20 protein-coding genes are annotated in these 18,891 nt (G+C 72.0%); 14 read left to right on the top strand and 6 right to left on the bottom strand.

From position 1 onward, the window contains the following. Positions 1-118: 118 nt before the first annotated feature. Together ACJA3G_RS09880 and ACJA3G_RS09875 are read right to left on the bottom strand one after the other, a co-directional pair. Complete coding sequence (locus ACJA3G_RS09880) at positions 119-1,429, bottom strand: D-arabinono-1,4-lactone oxidase (RefSeq protein ID WP_406552527.1); 1,311 nt, start codon at positions 1,427-1,429, stop codon at positions 119-121. Beyond that, on the bottom strand, positions 1,398-2,636 hold the full coding sequence (locus ACJA3G_RS09875; protein WP_406552526.1) for an MFS transporter: 1,239 nt from the start codon (positions 2,634-2,636) through the stop codon (positions 1,398-1,400). The genes ACJA3G_RS09880 and ACJA3G_RS09875 overlap by 32 nt, the downstream gene beginning before the upstream one ends. Before the next feature lie 193 nt (positions 2,637-2,829). On the opposite strand from ACJA3G_RS09875, the gene ACJA3G_RS09870 reads away from it, so the two are divergent. Both ACJA3G_RS09870 and ACJA3G_RS09865 read left to right on the top strand, forming a co-directional pair. Further along, on the top strand, positions 2,830-3,981 hold the full coding sequence (locus tag ACJA3G_RS09870; protein ID WP_406552525.1) for a ferrochelatase: 1,152 nt from the start codon (positions 2,830-2,832) through the stop codon (positions 3,979-3,981). 9 nt (positions 3,982-3,990) lie between these two features. Beyond that, a complete protein-coding gene (locus ACJA3G_RS09865; protein WP_406552524.1) occupies positions 3,991-4,815 on the top strand; it encodes an inositol monophosphatase family protein in 825 nt (274 codons plus the stop codon). 102 nt (positions 4,816-4,917) lie between these two features. Here the strand turns inward: ACJA3G_RS09865 and ACJA3G_RS09860 are convergent, their stop codons facing one another. After that, complete coding sequence (locus tag ACJA3G_RS09860; protein WP_406552523.1) at positions 4,918-5,091, bottom strand: hypothetical protein; 174 nt, start codon at positions 5,089-5,091, stop codon at positions 4,918-4,920. A gap of 395 nt (positions 5,092-5,486) precedes the next feature. Here ACJA3G_RS09860 and ACJA3G_RS09855 point away from each other — a divergent pair, with 395 nt between their 5' ends. From ACJA3G_RS09855 to ACJA3G_RS09840, 4 genes are all read left to right on the top strand, one after another. Beyond that, a complete protein-coding gene (locus ACJA3G_RS09855) occupies positions 5,487-6,140 on the top strand; it encodes a response regulator transcription factor (protein WP_067165171.1) in 654 nt (217 codons plus the stop codon). Positions 6,141-6,145: 5 nt separating this feature from the next. Beyond that, complete coding sequence (locus ACJA3G_RS09850; RefSeq protein ID WP_406552522.1) at positions 6,146-7,390, top strand: sensor histidine kinase; 1,245 nt, start codon at positions 6,146-6,148, stop codon at positions 7,388-7,390. Between the two features lie 393 nt (positions 7,391-7,783). Further along, a complete protein-coding gene (locus ACJA3G_RS09845; protein WP_067165176.1) occupies positions 7,784-8,080 on the top strand; it encodes a DUF4193 domain-containing protein in 297 nt (98 codons plus the stop codon). A gap of 11 nt (positions 8,081-8,091) precedes the next feature. Beyond that, entirely contained in the window at positions 8,092-9,066 is a 975-nt protein-coding gene (locus tag ACJA3G_RS09840) for a hypothetical protein (RefSeq protein ID WP_406552521.1), read from the top strand. Positions 9,067-9,182: 116 nt separating this feature from the next. On the opposite strand, the gene ACJA3G_RS09835 is transcribed toward ACJA3G_RS09840, so the two are convergent. Next, complete coding sequence (locus tag ACJA3G_RS09835) at positions 9,183-9,644, bottom strand: DUF3093 domain-containing protein (protein ID WP_406552520.1); 462 nt, start codon at positions 9,642-9,644, stop codon at positions 9,183-9,185. Positions 9,645-9,702: 58 nt separating this feature from the next. Between ACJA3G_RS09835 and ACJA3G_RS09830 the strand changes: the two genes are divergently transcribed. The 8 genes from ACJA3G_RS09830 (at position 9,703) to ACJA3G_RS09795 (ending at position 17,104) form a co-directional block, all read left to right on the top strand. Further along, entirely contained in the window at positions 9,703-10,287 is a 585-nt protein-coding gene (locus tag ACJA3G_RS09830; RefSeq protein WP_406552519.1) for a PaaI family thioesterase, read from the top strand. Further along, a complete protein-coding gene (dut, locus tag ACJA3G_RS09825) occupies positions 10,284-10,799 on the top strand; it encodes a dUTP diphosphatase (RefSeq protein ID WP_406552518.1) in 516 nt (171 codons plus the stop codon). Before ACJA3G_RS09830 ends, dut begins: the two co-directional genes overlap by 4 nt. A 1-nt stretch (position 10,800) precedes the next feature. Then, positions 10,801-11,592, top strand: a complete 792-nt coding sequence (locus ACJA3G_RS09820; protein WP_406552517.1) for a DUF3710 domain-containing protein — start codon at positions 10,801-10,803, stop codon at positions 11,590-11,592. A 139-nt stretch (positions 11,593-11,731) separates the two neighbouring features. Then, a complete protein-coding gene (locus ACJA3G_RS09815; protein WP_406552516.1) occupies positions 11,732-12,463 on the top strand; it encodes an ABC transporter ATP-binding protein in 732 nt (243 codons plus the stop codon). 131 nt (positions 12,464-12,594) lie between these two features. Continuing rightward, on the top strand, positions 12,595-15,138 hold the full coding sequence (locus ACJA3G_RS09810) for an ATP-binding protein (protein ID WP_406552515.1): 2,544 nt from the start codon (positions 12,595-12,597) through the stop codon (positions 15,136-15,138). A 32-nt stretch (positions 15,139-15,170) separates the two neighbouring features. Then, a complete protein-coding gene (locus ACJA3G_RS09805) occupies positions 15,171-15,860 on the top strand; it encodes a response regulator (protein ID WP_406552514.1) in 690 nt (229 codons plus the stop codon). Between the two features lie 95 nt (positions 15,861-15,955). Continuing rightward, the gene (locus tag ACJA3G_RS09800) at positions 15,956-16,354 is read left to right on the top strand and encodes an OB-fold nucleic acid binding domain-containing protein (protein ID WP_079126363.1); all 399 of its coding nucleotides are present in this window, start codon (positions 15,956-15,958) and stop codon (positions 16,352-16,354) included. Positions 16,355-16,357: 3 nt separating this feature from the next. Continuing rightward, positions 16,358-17,104 (top strand): DUF3159 domain-containing protein, encoded by a 747-nt coding sequence (locus ACJA3G_RS09795; RefSeq protein WP_406552513.1) that lies wholly within the window; start codon positions 16,358-16,360, stop codon positions 17,102-17,104. Positions 17,105-17,241: 137 nt separating this feature from the next. On the opposite strand, the gene ACJA3G_RS09790 is transcribed toward ACJA3G_RS09795, so the two are convergent. Then, positions 17,242-17,919 carry a potassium channel family protein gene (locus ACJA3G_RS09790; protein WP_406552512.1) on the bottom strand — a complete coding sequence of 226 codons (678 nt, stop codon included), beginning with the start codon at positions 17,917-17,919 and terminating at the stop codon, positions 17,242-17,244. Continuing rightward, on the bottom strand, positions 17,919-18,587 hold the full coding sequence (locus tag ACJA3G_RS09785; RefSeq protein ID WP_406552511.1) for a potassium channel family protein: 669 nt from the start codon (positions 18,585-18,587) through the stop codon (positions 17,919-17,921). The genes ACJA3G_RS09790 and ACJA3G_RS09785 overlap by 1 nt, the downstream gene beginning before the upstream one ends. Positions 18,588-18,891: the final 304 nt, after the last annotated feature.

The raw sequence follows: 18,891 nt of genomic DNA, 5'->3' as shown, positions 1-18,891 counted from the left end.
GCCCTCGGCGTCCGCGGACGCGAAGTCCCCGCCGCCGGACCCCGCCGGCCCCGGCACCGGACCGGGAGCGGGCCCGGACGCGGTCCCGTCTCCTTAGGACGTCGGTCCCGAGCGCCCGTCAGTCGCCGAGGACGCGGCGCAGATAGGCGTTGCCGAAGAGCCGGTCGGGGTCGAGCCGGTCGCGCAGGGCGGTGAACTCGCCGAAGCGCGGATAGACCCCGGCGAAGTACTCGGCGTCACGGCTGTGCACCTTGCCCCAGTGCGGGCGCCCGGCGTGCGCCGTCATGATCCGCTCCACGGCGGTGAAGTACGCCTGGTACGGCGTGCCCTTGTACATGTGTACGGCGATGTACGCGGTGTCGCGCCCCGAGGCCGTGGAGAGCGCGATGTCGTCGGCCGGAGCGGTGCGCACCTCCACCGGGAAGCTCACCCGCAGGTTCGACCGGTCGACCAGGGCCCGCACTTCGCGCAGCGCCGCCACGACGGCCTCGCGCGGCAGCGCGTACTCCATCTCGACGAACCGCACACGGCGGGGACTTGTGAAGACCTTGTACGGAATGTCGGTGTACGTACGGGCGGAGAGAGCTCGGCTGGAAACCTTCGCGATGGCGGGGATCGTCGCGGGGACGGCCCGGCCCAGTGAACAGACGACCTGGAAGAGGCCGTTCGACATGAACTCGTCCTCGATCCAGCCGCTCACCCTGCCGGGCGGGGCGGCGGGGCCCGCGCTGCGGTTGTTGCGCTTGGTGTTGCAGTTGCCCGTGTGGGGGAACCAGTAGAACTCGAAGTGCTCGTTCTCGGCGTGCAGCGCGTCGAACTCCGAGGTGACCTTGTCGAAGGTCATCGGCTCCTCGCGCGCGGTGAGCAGGAACTCGGGCTCCACGGCGAAGGTGACCGCCGAGACGACACCGAGCGCCCCGAGGCCGATCCGGGCCGCCGCGAAGACCTCCGGATTCTCCTTCGCCGAGCACGTCAGCGTCGAGCCGTCGGCCGTGATCAGTTCGAGCCCGGTGATCTGCGCGGCGATCGAGGCCGAGTCGCGGCCGGTGCCGTGGGTGCCGGTGGAGGTGGCCCCGGCCACCGTCTGCTCCATGATGTCGCCCATGTTGGTGAGCGAGAGGCCCTCGCGCGCGAGGACGGCGTTCAGCCGCTTCAGGGGCGTGCCCGCCTCGACGGTCACCGTCATGGCCGTACGGTCGATCTCCCGTATCCCGGTGAGCAGGTCCGGGCGTATGAGCACGCCGTCGGTGGCGGCGGCCGTGGTGAAGGAGTGGCCGGTGCCGACCGCCTTCACCTTCAGGCCGTCCTCGGCGGCCCGGCGCACCACCTCGGCCAGTTCGGCCGCCGAGGCGGGGGAGGCCTCCCGCACCGGCCGGGCCGTGACGTTGCCCGCCCAGTTACGCCACGTGCTGCTGGTCGCTCCGCTCATCTGCTCCGAGCCCCTCCCGTTGCGGCGCCGGCCTGCGCAGCCGGCGGTACCCCAGGAACGCCACCGTGGCCGCGAGCGCTCCCGAGACGACGGGCACCAGATACCCCGAGCGCGCGCCCGCCGCGTCCACCACCCAGCCGGCGGCCGACGACCCGAGCGCCACACCGACCGCCAGCCCGGTACTCGTCCAGGTCATGCCCTCGGTGAGCTTGCTGCGCGGTACATGCTGTTCGACGAGGGCCATGGTCGTCACCATCGTCGGCGCGATGGACAGGCCCGCGACAAAGAGCGCCACGGCCAGGAACGGCAGGCTCCCGGCCAGTTGGAGCGGGATCATACTCACCGCCATCGCGCACACTCCCACCAGCCACCTCGTGGCAGGAGCGCCCTTGAGGCGCAGCAGCCCGAAGACCGCCCCCGCGAGACAGGAGCCCAGCGCGTAGACGGCGAGCACCAGACTGGCCGCCGCCTTGTGGCCGCGCTCGTCGGCGAAGGCCACGGTGACCACGTCGACCGCGCCGAAGACCGCGCCGGTGGCGACGAAGGTGGCGACCAGGACCTGGAGCCCGGGGGAGCGCAGGGCGGCGCCGCCGGTGTGGTGCTCGCGCGGGTGCGGCACGGGCTCGGTGGCCCGCTGCGCGGTCAGCCAGAAGACGCCGACAACCAGGAAGCCGGCCGCGATCAGCGGTCCCGCCTCCGCGAACCAGGCGGTGGAGAGCCCGATGGAGAGGATCGGCCCGACGATGAAGCAGAGCTCGTCGACGATCGACTCCCACGAGTACGCGGCGTGCAGGCTCTGCCCGTCGCCCCGGTAGAGCTCGGCCCAGCGGGCGCGGACCATGGAGCCGACGCTCGGCACACAGCCCGCGCCCGCCGCGAAGACGAACAGCGCCCAGTCGGGGGCGCCCTGCTGGGCGCAGACGAGCAGCCCGGCCACGGCGGCCACCGCGGCGAGCGTCGCGGGCCGCAGCACGCGCCGCTGGCCGTGCCGGTCGACCAGGCGCGAGATGTACGGGCCGAGTACGGCGGCCGACATGGCGAGGGTCGCCGAGAGCGCCCCGGCCAGGCCGTAGCGGCCGGTGAGCTGCGAGACCATCGTGACGATGCCGATGCCCATCATGGACAGCGGCATCCGGCCGAGCAGCCCGGCCGCGGAGAACCGCTTGGTGCCGGGCGCGGTGAAGATCGCGCGGTAGGGACTGGGCATGGGTGCTCCGGCTGCCTGCTCAGCCGTACGGCTGAAGCGTGTACTTAATACCTAAAGCTTACGGTGTTGAACTTACGGTGTCCGGTGCCCCGGCGCACACGGTTTTCCCACCCGGTTCCGGCGCACCGTGCCGGGCCCGCTCCCGTTCCGGCCGGTTCCGCGCTTGTCAGTGGCGGATGGCAGGATCGGTGCCATGTCCGATCTGCGCGATCAAGCTCCTGGAGCGGCCGGCGAAGCGGCTCCGTACGACGCCCTGCTGCTGCTCTCCTTCGGCGGCCCCGAGGGCCCGGACGACGTGGTCCCGTTCCTGGAGAACGTGACGCGCGGCCGGGGCATCCCCAGGGAGCGGCTCAAGGAGGTGGGGCAGCACTACTTCCTGTTCGGCGGGGTCAGCCCCATCAACGACCAGAACCGCGCCCTGCTGGACGCCCTGCGCGAGGACTTCGCGCAGGGCAGCCTGGACCTCCCGGTGTACTGGGGCAACCGGAACTGGGCGCCCTATCTGACGGACACCCTGCGCGAGATGGCCCTGGCGGGCCACCGCCGGATCGCCGTGCTCACCACCAGCGCCTACGCGTCGTACTCGGGCTGCCGCCAGTACCGGGAGAACCTGGCGGACGCGCTGGCGGCGCTCGCCGCCGAGGGCATCGAGCCGCCGCGCGTGGACAAGCTGCGGCACTACTTCAACCACCCCGGCTTCGTGCGGCCCATGGCCGACGGCGTCCTCGCCGCGCTGGAGCGGCTGCCCGAGAGGGTCCGCGCCGGCGCCCACCTCGCGTTCACCACCCACTCGATCCCGAGCGCCTCCGCCGACACCTCCGGCCCGGCCGAGGAGCACGGGGAGGGCGGCGCCTATGTGCGCGAGCACCTGGACGTGGCCCGGCTGATCGCCGACGCGGTGCGCGAGGAGACCGGGGTCGAGCGGCCCTGGGAGCTGGTCTACCAGTCCCGCTCCGGCGCCCCGCACACCCCCTGGCTGGAGCCGGACATCTGCGACCACCTGGAGGCGCTGCACGGCAAGGGCGCGCCCGCGGCCGTGATGGTGCCCATCGGCTTCGTCTCGGACCACATGGAGGTCCTGTACGACCTGGACACGGAGGCCACGGCCAAGGCCGCCGAGCTCGGACTGCCGGTCGTGCGCTCGGCCACCGTCGGCGCGGACCCCCGGTTCGCCGCCGCCGTCCGCGACCTCGTCCTGGAGCGGGCCGCCGCCGAGCGCGGCGAGCGCCCCGAGCGCTGCGCCCTGGGCGCCCTCGGCCCCTCGCACGACCTCTGCCCGGTCGGCTGCTGCCCGGCCCGCGCCCCCCGGCCCGCCGCGGCCGGCGCCGACAGCCCGTACGCGTAAGGAGCCACCATGACCGAGCCCGACACCAGGCGGACCGAGCACGACGAGAACCGGGAGCTGCTCGCCCTGGCCCTGGAGGCCGCCCGCCGGGCCGGAGCGCTGCTGCGTGACGGGCGCCCGGACGACCTGGGCGTGGCCGCCACCAAGACGAGCTCCATCGACGTCGTCACCGAGATGGACATCGCCGCCGAGAAGCTGATCACCGGCTTCCTCTCCGAGCGCCGCCCCGCCGACGGCTTCCTCGGCGAGGAGGGCGCCTCCAGCGAGGGCACCAGCGGGATCCGCTGGGTCATCGACCCGCTGGACGGCACCGTCAACTACCTCTACGGGCTCCCCACCTGGGCCGTCTCCATCGCCGCCGAGCGCGAGGGGGTGCGGGTCGCGGGCGTCGTCGAGGCCCCGATGCGCGGCGAGACGTACCACGCGGTCCTCGGCGGCGGCGCGTTCTGCGGGGAGCGGCGGCTGCGCTGCCGCCCGGCCGCCCCGCCGGAGCAGTCCCTGCTCGGCACCGGCTTCGCCTACGTCCAGTCGGTCCGGGTCCACCAGGCGGCCGTCGTGGAGCGGCTGATCCCGCGGTTCCGGGACATCCGGCGCGGCGGCTCGGCGGCGATCGACCTGTGCGACGTGGCCGCCGGGCGCCTGGACGCGTACTACGAACGCGGCCTCAACCCCTGGGACCTGGCGGCGGGTGACCTCATCGCCCGCGAGGCGGGCGCCGTGACCGGCGGGCGCGCGGGCGACCCGCCCTCGCGGGAGCTGACGATCGCGGCGACCCCGGAGCTCTTCGGTCCCCTCCAGACCCTCCTGGAGGAGTACGGCGCCTGGCACGACTGAGCCGGGCCCGGGTTGTGGCCGGTCTGGCCGGTCTGGTCCGGTCCGGACAAGCGGGGACCCCCGGCACCGTCCTGCTGTGCCGGGGGCCCTCGCCACGTCGCGTCAGTGTGCTGCGGCGGCCACCTCGACGCCGTGCTCGGCGGCGAGGCGGTGGAGATCGTCGAGCTCGGCCTGCTCGACCTCCGCGAGGAAGTCGTCGCCGGTCTCGCGGGCCCGCGTGAGGTCCGTCTCCGTGGCCCTGATGCGCTGCAGAAGTCCTGCGGTGAATGCGTCCATGGTGCGCCCCCTCGTCGTGGGTCGGTGGCGGGTGGCACGGGGGTGTGCCGACGGTGGATCACGATCACGAGCAGCAGGCAGTGGCATACCCCATACAGGGCGTGATCGCGGGTGTGCAGTCGTCCTCCCCCGGCCCGGTCCGCGAGAAACCTCAACTCGCCCGGCAATCCCGGGAATTCCCGGACGGCCCGGGAAGCCGCAGGTCGGGCGGCGCCCGGGGGCCAGCACCGTCTTACCGCCGGTTTATGGCCGTAAGGGGCAGGATGGACGCACACAGTCACCGCTCCCGTGCCCCCAGGACGGCCGGTACGGGCTCAGGAACGCCCGCGCGTGCCCTGGGCGCCCACGGGACATCAGCAGGCCCCACGAGGGCCCACTAGGGAAGGAAATGCGCCGTGCGCGTACTCGTCGTCGAGGACGAGCAGCTGCTCGCCGATGCCGTGGCCACCGGACTGCGCCGGGAGGCCATGGCCGTCGACGTCGTGTACGACGGCGCCGCGGCCCTGGAGCGCATCGGGGTCAACGACTACGACGTGGTCGTGCTCGACCGGGACCTCCCCCTGGTGCACGGCGACGACGTCTGCCGCAAGATCGTCGAGCTGGGCATGCCCACCCGGGTCCTGATGCTGACCGCCTCCGGCGACGTCAGCGACCGGGTGGAGGGCCTGGAGATCGGCGCCGACGACTATCTCCCCAAGCCGTTCGCCTTCAGCGAGCTGACCGCCCGGGTGCGGGCGCTGGGCAGGCGTACGACCGTGCCGCTGCCGCCCATCCTGGAGCGCGCCGGCATCAAGCTCGACCCCAACCGGCGCGAGGTCTTCCGCGACGGCAAGGAGATCCAGCTGGCCCCCAAGGAGTTCGCGGTCCTGGAGGTGCTGATGCGCAGCGAGGGCGCGGTGGTCTCGGCCGAGCAGCTCCTGGAGAAGGCGTGGGACGAGAACACGGACCCGTTCACCAACGTGGTGCGCGTGACGGTCATGACCCTGCGCCGCAAGCTCGGTGAGCCGCCCGTCATCGTCACCGTGCCGGGCTCGGGATACCGGATCTGACGGCGATGGCCACGACGCCCGCGCCACCCACGGCGCCACCGAAGCCCACCTGGGACCCCCGGGGCGCCGAGCCGCCCTTCCCCTGGGTGCGCCCGACCATCCGGATAAGGCTGACGCTGCTCTACGGCGGCATGTTCATGATCGCGGGCATCCTGCTGCTGTCGATCATCTACCTGCTGGCGGCCTCGGCGCTGCACACCGGCGGGAACCAGCCGTTCAAGATCGTCGGCGGGCAGAACGTCACGGTGACGAGCGGCAGCTGCCAGCTCCCGACCACACCGGGCAACATCACGGAGTTCAACGAGGCCATCAGCGCGTGTATGACCCAGCAGCGCCAGCACGCGCTGGACGACCTGCTGACCCGCTCCCTGATGGCGCTGGTCGGCCTCAGCGTCATCGCCTTCGCCTTCGGATACGCGATGGCGGGCCGCGTCCTGTCGCCGCTGGGCCGGATCACCCGTACCGCCCGCCGGGTGGCCGGGACCGACCTGACCCGGCGGATCGAGCTGGACGGCCCGGACGACGAGCTCAAGGAGCTCGCGGACACCTTCGACGACATGCTGGACCGCCTGGAGCGGGCCTTCACCGCCCAGCAGCGGTTCGTCGCCAACGCCTCGCACGAGCTGCGGACCCCGCTGGCGATCAACCGCACGCTCCTGGAGGTCCATCTCTCCGACCCCGGCGCACCCATGGAGCTCCACCAGCTCGGCAAGACGCTGCTGGCCACCAACGAGCGCAGCGAGCAGCTGGTGGAGGGCCTGCTGCTGCTCGCCCGCAGCGAGAACGAGATCGTCGACCGCAAACCGGTCGACCTGGCCGAGGTCGCCACCCGCGCCCTCGACCAGGCCCGCGGCGAGGCCCAGGCCAAGGGCGTGGAGATCCGCGGCGAGCGGGCGCCCGCGGTGGTCCAGGGCAACGGTGTGCTCCTGGAGCGGATCGCCCTGAACCTGGTGCAGAACGCCGTGCGCTACAACGTGCCCGACGACGGCTGGGTCTCGGTCACCACCGAGCTCAAGGACGGCCAGGCGGTACTGGTGGTCTCGAACACGGGGCCGGTGGTTCCCGCGTACGAGATCGACAACCTCTTCGAGCCGTTCCGGCGGCTGCGCACCGAGCGGACCGGGAGCGACAAGGGCGTCGGACTCGGCCTGTCCATCGCCCGGTCGGTCGCGCGGGCCCACGGAGGCCGTATCATCGCGGAGCCCCGTGAGGGAGGCGGGCTCGTGATGCGTGTCACCCTGCCTGCCTGAGACGCTTTTCGACCCGATCGAGAAGTTCGCTTTGAGCGGAATTTTCGGGACCTGTTCCGAAGATATCCGTGTGTGATCAATCACAGGGACAATTTTCCGGCCATCTACTCTCCGTGATCAAGGCTTCCCCCGTAAAACCGGGAAAAGTCCGGGTTTCCGGGGGGTGAGATCACGGGAAGTACACGGGGTGACGCCCGTGAAGTGCGACATTCGGACCGTGTACGGTCCCGATCGCCATCCAGGACGATCACTCTTGAGGAGTGCGGCTGGGTGTCGATTGAGTAACAGACCTTGATGTGAGGCAAAATCTCCGCCTCGGGTCGGGCACAAGTCCGGCCTCTCACGCGTTACGTGCGCTGGAGACACCGCAACCACCCAGAGGGGGAGAGCGACATGGCAACGGACTACGACACCCCACGCAAGACCGATGACGACGTCGATTCCGACAGTCTTGAAGAACTGAAGGCCCGGCGGAACGACAAGTCCGCCTCGGCCGTCGACGTGGACGATTTCGAGGCCGCGGAGGGCATGGAACTGCCCGGCGCGGACCTCTCCAATGAGGAACTCGCCGTTCGGGTCCTGCCCAAGCAGGCCGACGAGTTCACCTGCATGAGCTGTTTCCTCGTGCACCACCGCAGCCAGCTGGCCAGGGAGAAGAACGGCCAGCCGATCTGCCGCGACTGCGACTGATCGGGCAGGTCGTGGCAGGCGCCGAACCGCCCCGGAAGCGACCGTTCCGGCGAAAGGGTGCCCCGGGTTCACCCGAGGCGTCACAGGGCGGCACAGGCCCGGCAGGGGGCGCGCAGGCGCCCACCGAGCCCTCCGCTCTCCCCGCGGTGAGCTCTGCCGCACGTGGACATGAGGACGAGCGGGGCCGACCGGCCYCGCTCGAAGCAGCACTGGACGGCCAGGCGGGGCCCGCGGCCGGGGCCCGACGCCTGGGCGCCCTGCGCAGAGCCGCCGCCACCAAGGGCGTACCGGCCCTCAAGAAGGGGGTCCGCAGAAGCGGCGCGAGCGCCTGGGCCGCAATCGGCCACCTCGCCGACCGCGTCATCGACATCGCCCCGCGCGTTCCGGTCCGCGACCTGGCCACCCTGCGCCGGCACTTCCCGGGCCTCGGCCCGGAGGAGATCGCGGACAAACTGATCGCGGGAGCCGCGAACGCCACCTCGACGGTGGGCGCGGGCGTAGGCGCCGCCGCGATGCTCCCCGTCCCGCCGGCCATGCCGGCCGAGCTGGCCGCCGAGGTCACCGGCGTCGCCGCCATCGAACTCAAACTCATCGCCGAGCTCCACGAGGTCTACGGGCTGCGTCCGCCCGGCAATCTGAAAGAGCGCTCCATGGCGTATCTGACGTCCTGGACCGAGGAGCGCGGCGTGCAAATGACCAAGCCGTCGACCCTCAACATGGCGCTCGGCGGACAGATGAAGCGTGAGCTGCGCCAGCAGATCATGAAGCGCATGGTCCGCAACCTGCCGAACCTGACGCCGTTCATGGTCGGGGCGGCGGTGGGCGCGGTGATGAACCGGCGCGACACGAAGAAGGTGGCCGCGCATGTCCGGGCGGACCTGCGCAAGCACCAGGTGCCGTGGGACGCGCTGCCTTCGCTCCCGCCCCTGGAGCAGCCCGCCGATCCGCTGCGGCCGGGGGAGCTGCCCAAGGAGCTCGGGCACTGACGCCGCCCCGCCCCGGCCGGTCCTTCGGCCGCGAACCGGCAGGGCCTGCCGCCCGGCTCCAGCGCCGCTGAGGGCGCGCACCACGTCGGCCGCGGCCCAGCCGGCCTTCCAAGGGCTCAGAGGCCCGCCCGCACCCCGTCCAGTGCCGCCTTCAGGGCTTCGGGGTTCCTCGTGGAGAGGTAGGCGTACGGGGTCGGGTCCTCGGGGTCGGTGATCTCCACCCGTACCGCCGTCGGAATGTAGCTGCGCAGCAGCATGAAGGCGCGCGGGTCGGCCTTGTGCAGCCGCCAGGCGCGGGCCTCCTCCGCGTCCAGCACCTCGGGCTCACCGAGCGCGGTCACCGGGATACGGGCGTCGCCCGCCACCAGCGTGCCCGCCACCACCCGGATCCGTACCGAGCCGTAGGAACTCACCAGCACCGCCGCGACCGCCGTCCCGCCAATGAGGCCCGCCAGGAGCGGCAGCCCGCCCAGCGGGAGCAGCATGAGCGCGCAGGCCACCCCGACCAGAGCGGCGATCAGCCACCACGAGCGGGGAGCGGTGAGGCGTTCGGTGTACTGAGGGGCGTTCGGCTGCATGACAGCAAGCTTGGCACGGCGCGACCGGCGCCCCGGACCGCGGGTAAGGTCAGCGGCTGTGACTGCTAGATCTGCGTCCCTGACGCCCCCGGCCGACGCGAAACCGCCGGTCCGGCACCCCGACGCGCCCGCCCCGGGCGAACTGCTCGGCGCGCACTACGAGCACTGCTTCGGCTGCGGCGGCGGACAGCCCCACGGACTGCACCTTCAGGCGCGGGCCGGTGAGGGCGTGACGGTGACCGCCGAGTTCACCGTGCGCGCCGCCCACCAGGGCGCGCCCGGTCTCGCCCACGGCGGGGTGCTCGCCACGGCGCTGGACGAGACGCTCGGCTCGCTGAACTGGCTGCTCCAGACCATCGCGGTGACCGGCCGGCTGGAGACCGACTTCGTACGGCCCGTGCCGGTGGACACCGTGCTGTTCCTGGCGGCCGAGGTCACCGCCGTCGACGGCCGGAAGATCTACTCCAGGGCGACCGGGCGGATAGGCGGCCCCGACGGGCCGGTGGCGGTGCGGGCCGAGGCCCTCTTCGTCGAGGTGAAGGTCGACCACTTCATCGAGAACGGCCGCCCGCAGGAGATCCAGGCCGTCATGTCCGACCCCGACCAGGTCAGGCGCGCCCGCGCCTTCGAGGTGAACCCGTGAGCCGTAACCCCGTAGACGTCCTCATCCGCCGAGTAGACCCGCAGGTGCCGATTCCGGCGTACGGGCACCCCGGCGACGCGGGGGCCGACCTCGTCACCACGGAGGCCGCCGAACTCGCCCCCGGGGAGCGGGCCGTGCTGCCCACCGGGGTGAGTATCGCCCTGCCCGACGGGTACGCGGCCTTCGTGCACCCCCGGTCGGGCCTGGCCGCACGCTGCGGTGTCGCCCTGGTGAATGCCCCGGGGACGGTGGATGCCGGGTACCGTGGGGAGATCAAGGTGATCGTGGTCAATCTCGACCCGCGCGAGACCGTGCGGTTCGAGCGATTCGACCGGATTGCCCAACTTGTCGTCCAGCAGGTCGAGAAGGTCCGCTTCCACGAGGTGGCGGAGCTTCCCGGTTCGGCGCGGGCCGAGGGGGGCTTCGGTTCCACAGGCGGTCATGCCGCCGTGGACGGTGCAACGGGTGGGAATCGATACGCTTCGGTCGTATCCGACCGGGAAGGACAGTGACGTGTTCGGACGTCGCAAGAAGAGCGGCTCCGCCGACGACACGGCGGGCGAGGCCGAGCAGGTCGTCGACGGCATCGATGCTGAAGACGGCGACTACGCCGATGCCGACTACGCCGGTGACGGGGACGAGCCGCGCAGGGTGAACCTGCCGCCGGCGCCCCGGCCGGACGGTCCCTGGGACATCTCCGAGGTCTCCGAGCCCGGCGAGGGCCGGGTCGACCTGGGCGGCCTGTTCGTCCCCGGGGTCGAGGGCATGGAGCTGCGGGTCGAGGTCGCGGGCGACGCGATCGTCGCGGCGACCGTCGTGCTGCGCGACAGCGCCGTACAGCTGCAGGCCTTCGCGGCCCCCAAGAACGAGGGCATCTGGGGCGAGGTCCGCGAGGAGATCGCCTCCGGCATCACCCAGCAGGGCGGCATCATCGACGAGGTCGAGGGTCCGCTGGGCTGGGAGCTGCGTGCCCAGGTGCCGGTCCAGCTCCCGGACGGTACGAACGGGGTGCAGCTCGTCCGCTTCGTGGGCGTGGACGGCCCGCGCTGGTTCCTGCGCGGTGTCATCTCCGGCCAGGGCGCGGTGCAGCCGCAGGCCGCCGGGCTCCTTGAGCAGATCTTCCAGGACACGGTCGTGGTGCGCGGCGAGGGCCCGATGGCCCCGCGCGACCCGATCGTCCTGAAGCTCCCCGACGACGCGCAGATGATGCCCGACGGCGTCCAGCAGGAGGAGCAGGAGGGCTCGCGCTTCTCCGGCGGCATGGGCCAGCTCCAGCGCGGCCCGGAGATCACCGAGGTGCGCTGACCCCACCGGTCCTTCGACGGGCCGCGTCCCCTTCCCGGGGCGCGGCCCGTCGGCGTTTTCCGGCCCGTGCGCATTGCCCGGGAGAGTGCCTGCTGCACATACTGGCGCGGCCGGGGAACAGACGTACGGGGGAGCGGGCATGAGCGAGAGCACCAGCGGGCGCGGCACGGCCCTGGCCGAGCAGCCGGGCAGCGGGCCGATGGTCCGCGTGGCGGACCTGCGCCGCTCGTACGGCGAGGGCGCCGCCGCCGTCCACGCGCTGCGCGGGGTGTCCTTCGAGGTGCCGCGCGGCGAGCTCGTCGCCCTCAAGGGGCGCTCCGGATCGGGCAAGACGACCCTGCTCAACCTGGTCGGCGGACTGGACCGGCCCGACGGCGGCACGATCACCGTCGACTCCACCGACCTGGCCGACCTGGGCGAGGAGGGGCTCCTCGCGCTGCGCCGGGACCGGATCGGCTTCATCTTCCAGTCCTTCGGGCTGATCCCGATCCTGTCGGCCGCCGAGAACGTCGGCGTCCCGCTGCGGCTGCGCAAGGCCGACCCCGCCGAGCGCGACGCGCGCGTGGAGCTGCTGCTCGCCCTGGTCGGGCTCGCCGACCACGCCCAGCAGCGGCCCGGTGAGCTCTCCGGCGGCCAGCAGCAGCGCGTCGCCATCGCCCGGGCGCTCGCCAACCGGCCCGCCCTTTTGATCGCCGACGAGCCCACCGGCCAGCTCGACGCCGAGACCGGGCTCTCCGTGATGGAGCTGCTGCGGGCGGTCGTACGCAGCGAAGGCGTCACCGCCCTCGTCGCCACCCACGACACCCAGCTGCTCGGACTGGCCGACCGCGTCCTGGAGCTGAGCGACGGCCGGATCACCGACCACGGCTGACCGTCCGGCCCGACCCCATCAGAATCGCGTCAATACGGCAGCTCAGCCGGACCCCCCGTCCGGTTTGCCGGAATCGGTGCCCGTAAGGTCGGCACCGCGCACGCAGCAGTTCTTCGAAGGACGATGGGGCCATGGCACGCGGCAGGCTACGGATCTACCTCGGTTCGGCACCGGGGGTCGGCAAGACGTACGCCATGCTCTGCGAGGGCCACCGGCGCGTGGAGCGCGGCACCGACTGCGTGGTGGCGGTCGTGGAGCACCACGGCCGCCCCCGCACCGAGGCCGTGCTGCACGGTCTGGAGCAGGTCCGGCGCCGCGAGATCGAGTACCGGGGCGCGGCCTTCACCGAGATGGACGTCGACGCGGTCCTGGCGCGCCGGCCCGCCGTCGCCCTGGTGGACGAGCTCGCCCACACCAACGTTCCCGGCGCGCGCAACGCCAAGCGCTGGCAGGACGTCGAGGAGCTGCTCCGGGCGGGCATCGACGTGGTATCCACCGTCAACATCCAGCACCTGGAGTCGCTGGGCGACGTCGTCGCCTCGATAACCGGCGTGCGCCAGCGCGAGACGGTGCCCGACGAGGTGGTGCGGCGGGCGGACCAGATCGAGCTGGTCGACATGGAGCCGCAGGCGCTGCGCCGCCGGATGGCGCACGGCAACATCTACACCTCCGACAAGGTCGACGCGGCCCTGTCCCACCACTTCCGCCCCGGCAACCTGGCCGCGCTTCGCGAACTCGCGCTGCTGTGGGTCGCGGACCGGGTCGACGAGTACCTCCTGCGGTACCGGGGCGAGCACGGCATCCGCTCCACCTGGCAGGCCCGGGAGCGGATCGTCGTCGGTCTGACCGGCGGGCCCGAGGGCAGCACCCTGATCCGGCGCGCGGCCCGGATGGCCGCCCGGGGCTCCGGCAGCGAGATCCTCGCGGTGTACGTGGCGCGCAGCGACGGCCTGACCTCGGCCTCGCCCAACGAACTGGCCGTCCAGCGCACCCTGGTCGAAGACCTCGGCGGAACGTTTCACCATGTCATCGGCGACGACATCCCCGCCTCCCTGATGGAGTTCGCCCAGGGCGTCAACGCCACCCAGATCGTCCTCGGCTCCAGCCGCCGCAAGACCTGGCAGTACGTCTTCGGCCCCGGCGTCGGCGCGACCGTGGCCCGCGAGTCGGGACCCGACCTCGACGTCCACATCGTCACCCACGAGGAGGCCGCCAAGGGGCGCGGGCTGCCCGTGGCGCGCGGCGCCCGGCTGGGACGGGCCCGCAGCATCGCGGGGTGGCTCACGGGTCTGGCCGGACCCGCGCTGCTCGCCCTGCTGCTGACCAACGTCGACGCGGACCTCGGGCTCGCCAACGACATGCTGCTCTTCCTGACGCTCACCGTCGCCGCGGCCCTGCTCGGCGGACTCCTCCCGGCGCTCGCCTCGGCGGCCTTCGGCTCGTTCCTGCTGAACTACTACTTCACCCCGCCGCTGCACCGGATCACCATCGCGGACCCCAAGAACTTCCTCGCCATCGCGATCTTCTTCCTGGTGGCCGTCTCGGTGGCCTCCGTCGTCGACCTCGCGGCCCGCCGCACCCACCAGGCGGCCCGGCTGCGCGCCGAGTCCGAGATCCTCTCCTTCCTCGCCGGCAGCGTGCTGCGCGGCGAGACCGCGCTCGACGCGCTCCTGGAACGGGTCCGCGAGACCTTCGCCATGGAGTCCGTCGCCCTGCTGGAGCGGGCGGGCGACCTCGATCCGTGGACCCGCGCCGGAAGCGTCGGCCCGCACCCCGTCGCCCGCCCCGAGGACGCCGACGTCGACATGCCGGTCGGCGACCACATGGCGCTGGCCCTGAGCGGACGGGTGCTGCCCGCCGAGGACCGCCGGGTGCTCGGCGCCTTCGCCGCGCAGGCCGCCGTCGTCCTCGACCGCCGGCGCCTGGTCGACGAGGCCGAGGAGTCCCGCAAGCTCGCCGAGGGCAACCGCATCCGCACCGCGCTGCTCGCCGCCGTCAGCCACGACCTGCGCACCCCGCTGGCCTCCATCAAGGCCGCCGTCACCTCGCTGCGCTCCGACGACGTCGACTGGTCCGAGGACGACGAGGCCGAGCTCCTGGCCGGCATCGAGGAGGGCGCCGACCGGCTCGACCACCTCGTCGGCAACCTGCTCGACATGTCCCGCCTCAACACCGGCACCGTCACCCCGATCATTCGCGAGATCGACCTCGACGAGGTCGTCCCCATGGCGCTCGGCGGCGTCCCCGAGGACAGCGTCGAACTGGACGTGCCGGAGAGCCTGCCGATGGTCGCCGTCGACGCCGGACTCCTGGAGCGGGCCGTCGCCAACCTCGTGGAGAACGCCGTCAAGTACAGCCCCGCGGGCGTGCCCGTCCTGGTGTCCGCGAGCGCGCTGGGCGACCGGGTGGAGGTCCGGGTGGCCGACCGCGGCCCCGGCGTCCCCGACGACAGCAAGGAACGCATCTTCGAGCCCTTCCAGCGCTACGGTGACGCCCCGCGCGGCGCCGGAGTGGGACTCGGGCTCGCGGTGGCCCGGGGCTTCGCCGAGTCCATGGACGGCACCCTCACCGCCGAGGACACCCCCGGCGGCGGCATGACCATGGTCCTCACCCTCAGGGCGGTCCCCGGCCGCGCCCCGGCCGCCGCCGGCCTCTCCGCCCGGGCCGCCTCATGACGTACGGCCCCTCGACAGAAAGCAGGACCCGTATGACCCGGGTGCTCGTGGTGGACGACGAGCCGCAGATCGTCCGCGCCCTCGTGATCAACCTCAAGGCGCGGAAGTACGAGGTGGACGCCGCCCCCGACGGGGCGACCGCGCTCCACCTCGCGGCGGCCCGCCACCCCGACGTGGTCGTCCTGGACCTCGGCCTGCCCGACATGGACGGCGTCGAGGTGATCAGGGGGCTGCGCGGCTGGACCCGGGTGCCGATCCTGGTCCTCTCGGCCCGCCACACCTCCGACGAGAAGGTGGAGGCGCTGGACGCGGGCGCCGACGACTACGTCACCAAGCCGTTCGGCATGGACGAGCTGCTCGCCCGGCTGCGGGCGGCCGTCCGCCGCGCCGAACCGGTCGGCGGCGACGGCGCGGACGACGTGGTGACGGTCGAGACCGAGGGCTTCACGGTCGACCTGGCCGCCAAGAAGGTCAACCGGGAGGGCCGGGACGTACGCCTCACGCCCACCGAATGGCATCTCCTGGAGGTGCTGGTGCGCAACACCGGCCGACTGGTCGGCCAGAAGCAGCTCCTCCAGGAGGTCTGGGGCCCCTCCTACGGAACGGAGACGAACTACCTGCGTGTCTACATGGCCCAACTGCGCCGCAAACTGGAGCTCGACCCCTCGCACCCGCGCCACTTCATCACCGAGCCGGGCATGGGCTACCGCTTCGAGCCGTGAGCGGCCGTGCCCGTGCGGTGACGGGCGCGGAACCCCCGGGGCGGGGAGCGGGCGCGGACACCTCCCGTGTCGGTAGGGGCCGGTACGCTTTCTGTATGAGTGCTGACCTTCGAACCGAGAAGCCCGCGGGGCGCTTCCGCCGGATGCTCGACCGGCTGTCCACCTCGCAGGAGGAACTGCACTCCGCGGAACTGCAGGAGGACACGCAGGCCACGGGGTGCACCCGCATCTCCGACTGCGACGACCGCCAGATAGTCAAGGTGACTGGTACCTTGCGGACGGTCACCCTGCGCCCGAGGGCGGGCGTCCCGGCGCTGGAGGCCGAGCTCTTCGACGGGACCGCCCCGCTGGACGTGGTGTGGCTGGGACGGCGCTCGATCGTGGGCATAGAGCCGGGCCGCAAGCTGATCGCCTCGGGCCGGATCTCGATGAGCCACGGCCGGCGGGTGCTGTTCAACCCCAAATACGAACTCCGACCGCTCGGACAGGAGTAGCCGGTGACGTCAGTCGACAAGCCGACCACCACGACCGCCGCTCAGCACGCACGCAGCGCCGCCGACGCCAAAGCCGTCACCGAGGCCGCCCTCTTCGAGGCGTTCGGCGGGATCCGGGGCATGGTGGAGACCTGCCTGCCCGGCCTCCTCTTCGTCACGATCTTCACGGTCAACAAGGACCTGCACAGCTCGGCGATCGCCGCCGTGGCGGTGTCGCTGCTGCTCGTCGTGGTCCGGCTGGTCCGCAAGGACACCGTCAAGCACGCCTTCAGCGGCGTCTTCGGTGTGGCCTTCGGCGTGGTCTTCGCGATGACGACGGGCAACGCCAAGGACTTCTATCTGCCGGGCATGCTCTACACGCTGGGCCTGGCGCTGGCGTACCTGGTGACGACGGTCTTCGGGGTCCCGCTGATCGGCCTCATGCTGGGCCCGGTCTTCAAGGAGAACCTGTCCTGGCGCACCAGGAACCCCGGCCGCAAGAAGGCGTACGCCAAGGCGAGTTGGGCCTGGGGCCTGATCCTGCTCGCCAAGTGCGCGATCCTCTTCCCGCTCTACTGGTGGGCCAACACCTCCCAGCTCGGCTGGGTGCTGATCGCCCTGAAGATCCCGCCGTTCCTGCTCGCGGTCTGGCTGACCTGGATCTTCCTGGCCAAGGCCCCGCCGCCCATCGACGTGTTCGCGGAGATGGAGGCCGAGGAGGAAGCGGCCAAGGCGGCGAAGGCGGCGAAGGCCGCCGAGGCGGCGCAGTAGCAGTAGGGAGTGGGGCCTTTCCGGCCCTCGCCGGTGACACGCCACAGGGAAGGGGCGGGGAGTACGTCACGTACTCCCCGCCCCTTCCCTGTGATGTGACCCTGTGATGTGAGCGGTGCCGGTGAGGTGAGCGGGCGTCAGCCCGCCGCGTCCTCCCGCCGGACCGACAGCAGGTCCTCCAACTGCTCCTCGCGCGCCTGCGCAGCCACGAACAGCAGCTCGTCACCGGCCTCCAGGGTCTCCTCGGGCTGCGGGGTGAGCACCCGCGTACCGCGGATGATCGTGACCAGCGAGGTGTCCTGCGGCCAGGCCACGTCCCCGACCTGGGTGCCCGCGAGCGCCGACTCCGGCGGCAGCGTCAGCTCGACGAGGTTGGCGTCCCCGTGGCTGAAGCGCAGCAGCCGTACGAGGTCGCCGACGCTCACCGCCTCCTCGACCAGCGCCGACATCAGACGCGGGGTCGAGACGGCGACGTCCACGCCCCACGACTCGTTGAACAGCCACTCGTTCTTCGGGTTGTTGACCCGGGCCACCACGCGCGGCACGCCGTACTCGGTCTTCGCGAGCAGCGAGACGACCAGGTTCACCTTGTCGTCGCCGGTGGCCGCGATGACCACGTTGCAGCGCTGGAGCGCCGCCTCGTCCAGCGAGGTGATCTCGCAGGCGTCGGCGAGCAGCCACTCCGCCTGCGGCACCCGCTCCACCGAGATGGCGGTGGGCGCCTTGTCCACGAGGAGCACCTCGTGGCCGTTCTCCAACAGCTCGCCCGCGATGGAACGACCCACCGCGCCGGCCCCGGCAATCGCGACGCGCATCAGTGATCGCCCTCCTCGGGACCCTGGGCGAAGGCCGCCTCCACCTTTTCGATCTCGTCCGTCCGCATCATCACGTGGACGAGGTCGCCTTCCTGCAGGACCGTCTGGGAGCTCGGCAGCACCGCTTCGCCCAGCCGGGTGAGGAAGGCGACACGTACGCCCGTCTCCTCCTGCAGCTTGCTGACCTTGTGGCCGATCCAGGCCGCGGAGATGTGCACCTCCGCCAGCTGCAGAGCGCCGCTCGGGTCGCTCCACAGCGGTTCCGCGCCGGACGGCAGCAGCCGCCGCAGCATCTGGTCGGCGGTCCAGCGGACCGTGGCGACCGTCGGGATGCCGAGCCGCTGGTACACCTCGGCGCGGCGCGGGTCGTAGATACGGGCCGCGACGTTCTCGATCCCGAACATCTCACGGGCCACCCGGGCCGCGATGATGTTGGAGTTGTCGCCGCTGGAGACCGCCGCGAACGCGCCGGCCTCCTCGATCCCCGCTTCACGCAGGGTGTCCTGGTCGAAGCCGACGCCGGTGACCCGGCGCCCGCTGAACCCGGAACCGAGCCGGCGGAAGGCCGTGGGGTCCTGGTCGATGACGGCGACCGTGTGCCCCTGCTGCTCCAAGGTCTGCGCGAGAGCGGCTCCCACTCGCCCGCAGCCCATGATGACGATGTGCACGTCCCCTCACATACTTCCTTCTCGGCGTTGCCCGGTGACGAGCTTATGCGGCCCACGGCGCGATGCACTCACCAGCGTCGGTACTTCCCCCGGCGCAGTCGGTGAGCATCCCACCGGACCGCGCCCTCCGCACACCCGTCGCGCAGGCTGAGACGAGTGAAAGCGCGACGGGTGTGCGGAGGGCGCGGTCCGGTGGGATGCTCACCGACTGCGCCGGGGGAAGTACCGACGCTGGTGAGTGCATCGCGCCGTGGGCCGCATAAGCTCGTCACCGGGCAACGCCGAGAAGGAAGTATGTGAGGGG

Source organism: Streptomyces sp. YS-3 (genome assembly GCF_045257485.1).
Classification (GTDB): domain Bacteria; phylum Actinomycetota; class Actinomycetes; order Streptomycetales; family Streptomycetaceae; genus Streptomyces.
The sequence above is the reverse complement of the archived record's forward strand: the minus strand, read 5'-3'. Positions and strand labels throughout refer to the sequence as shown.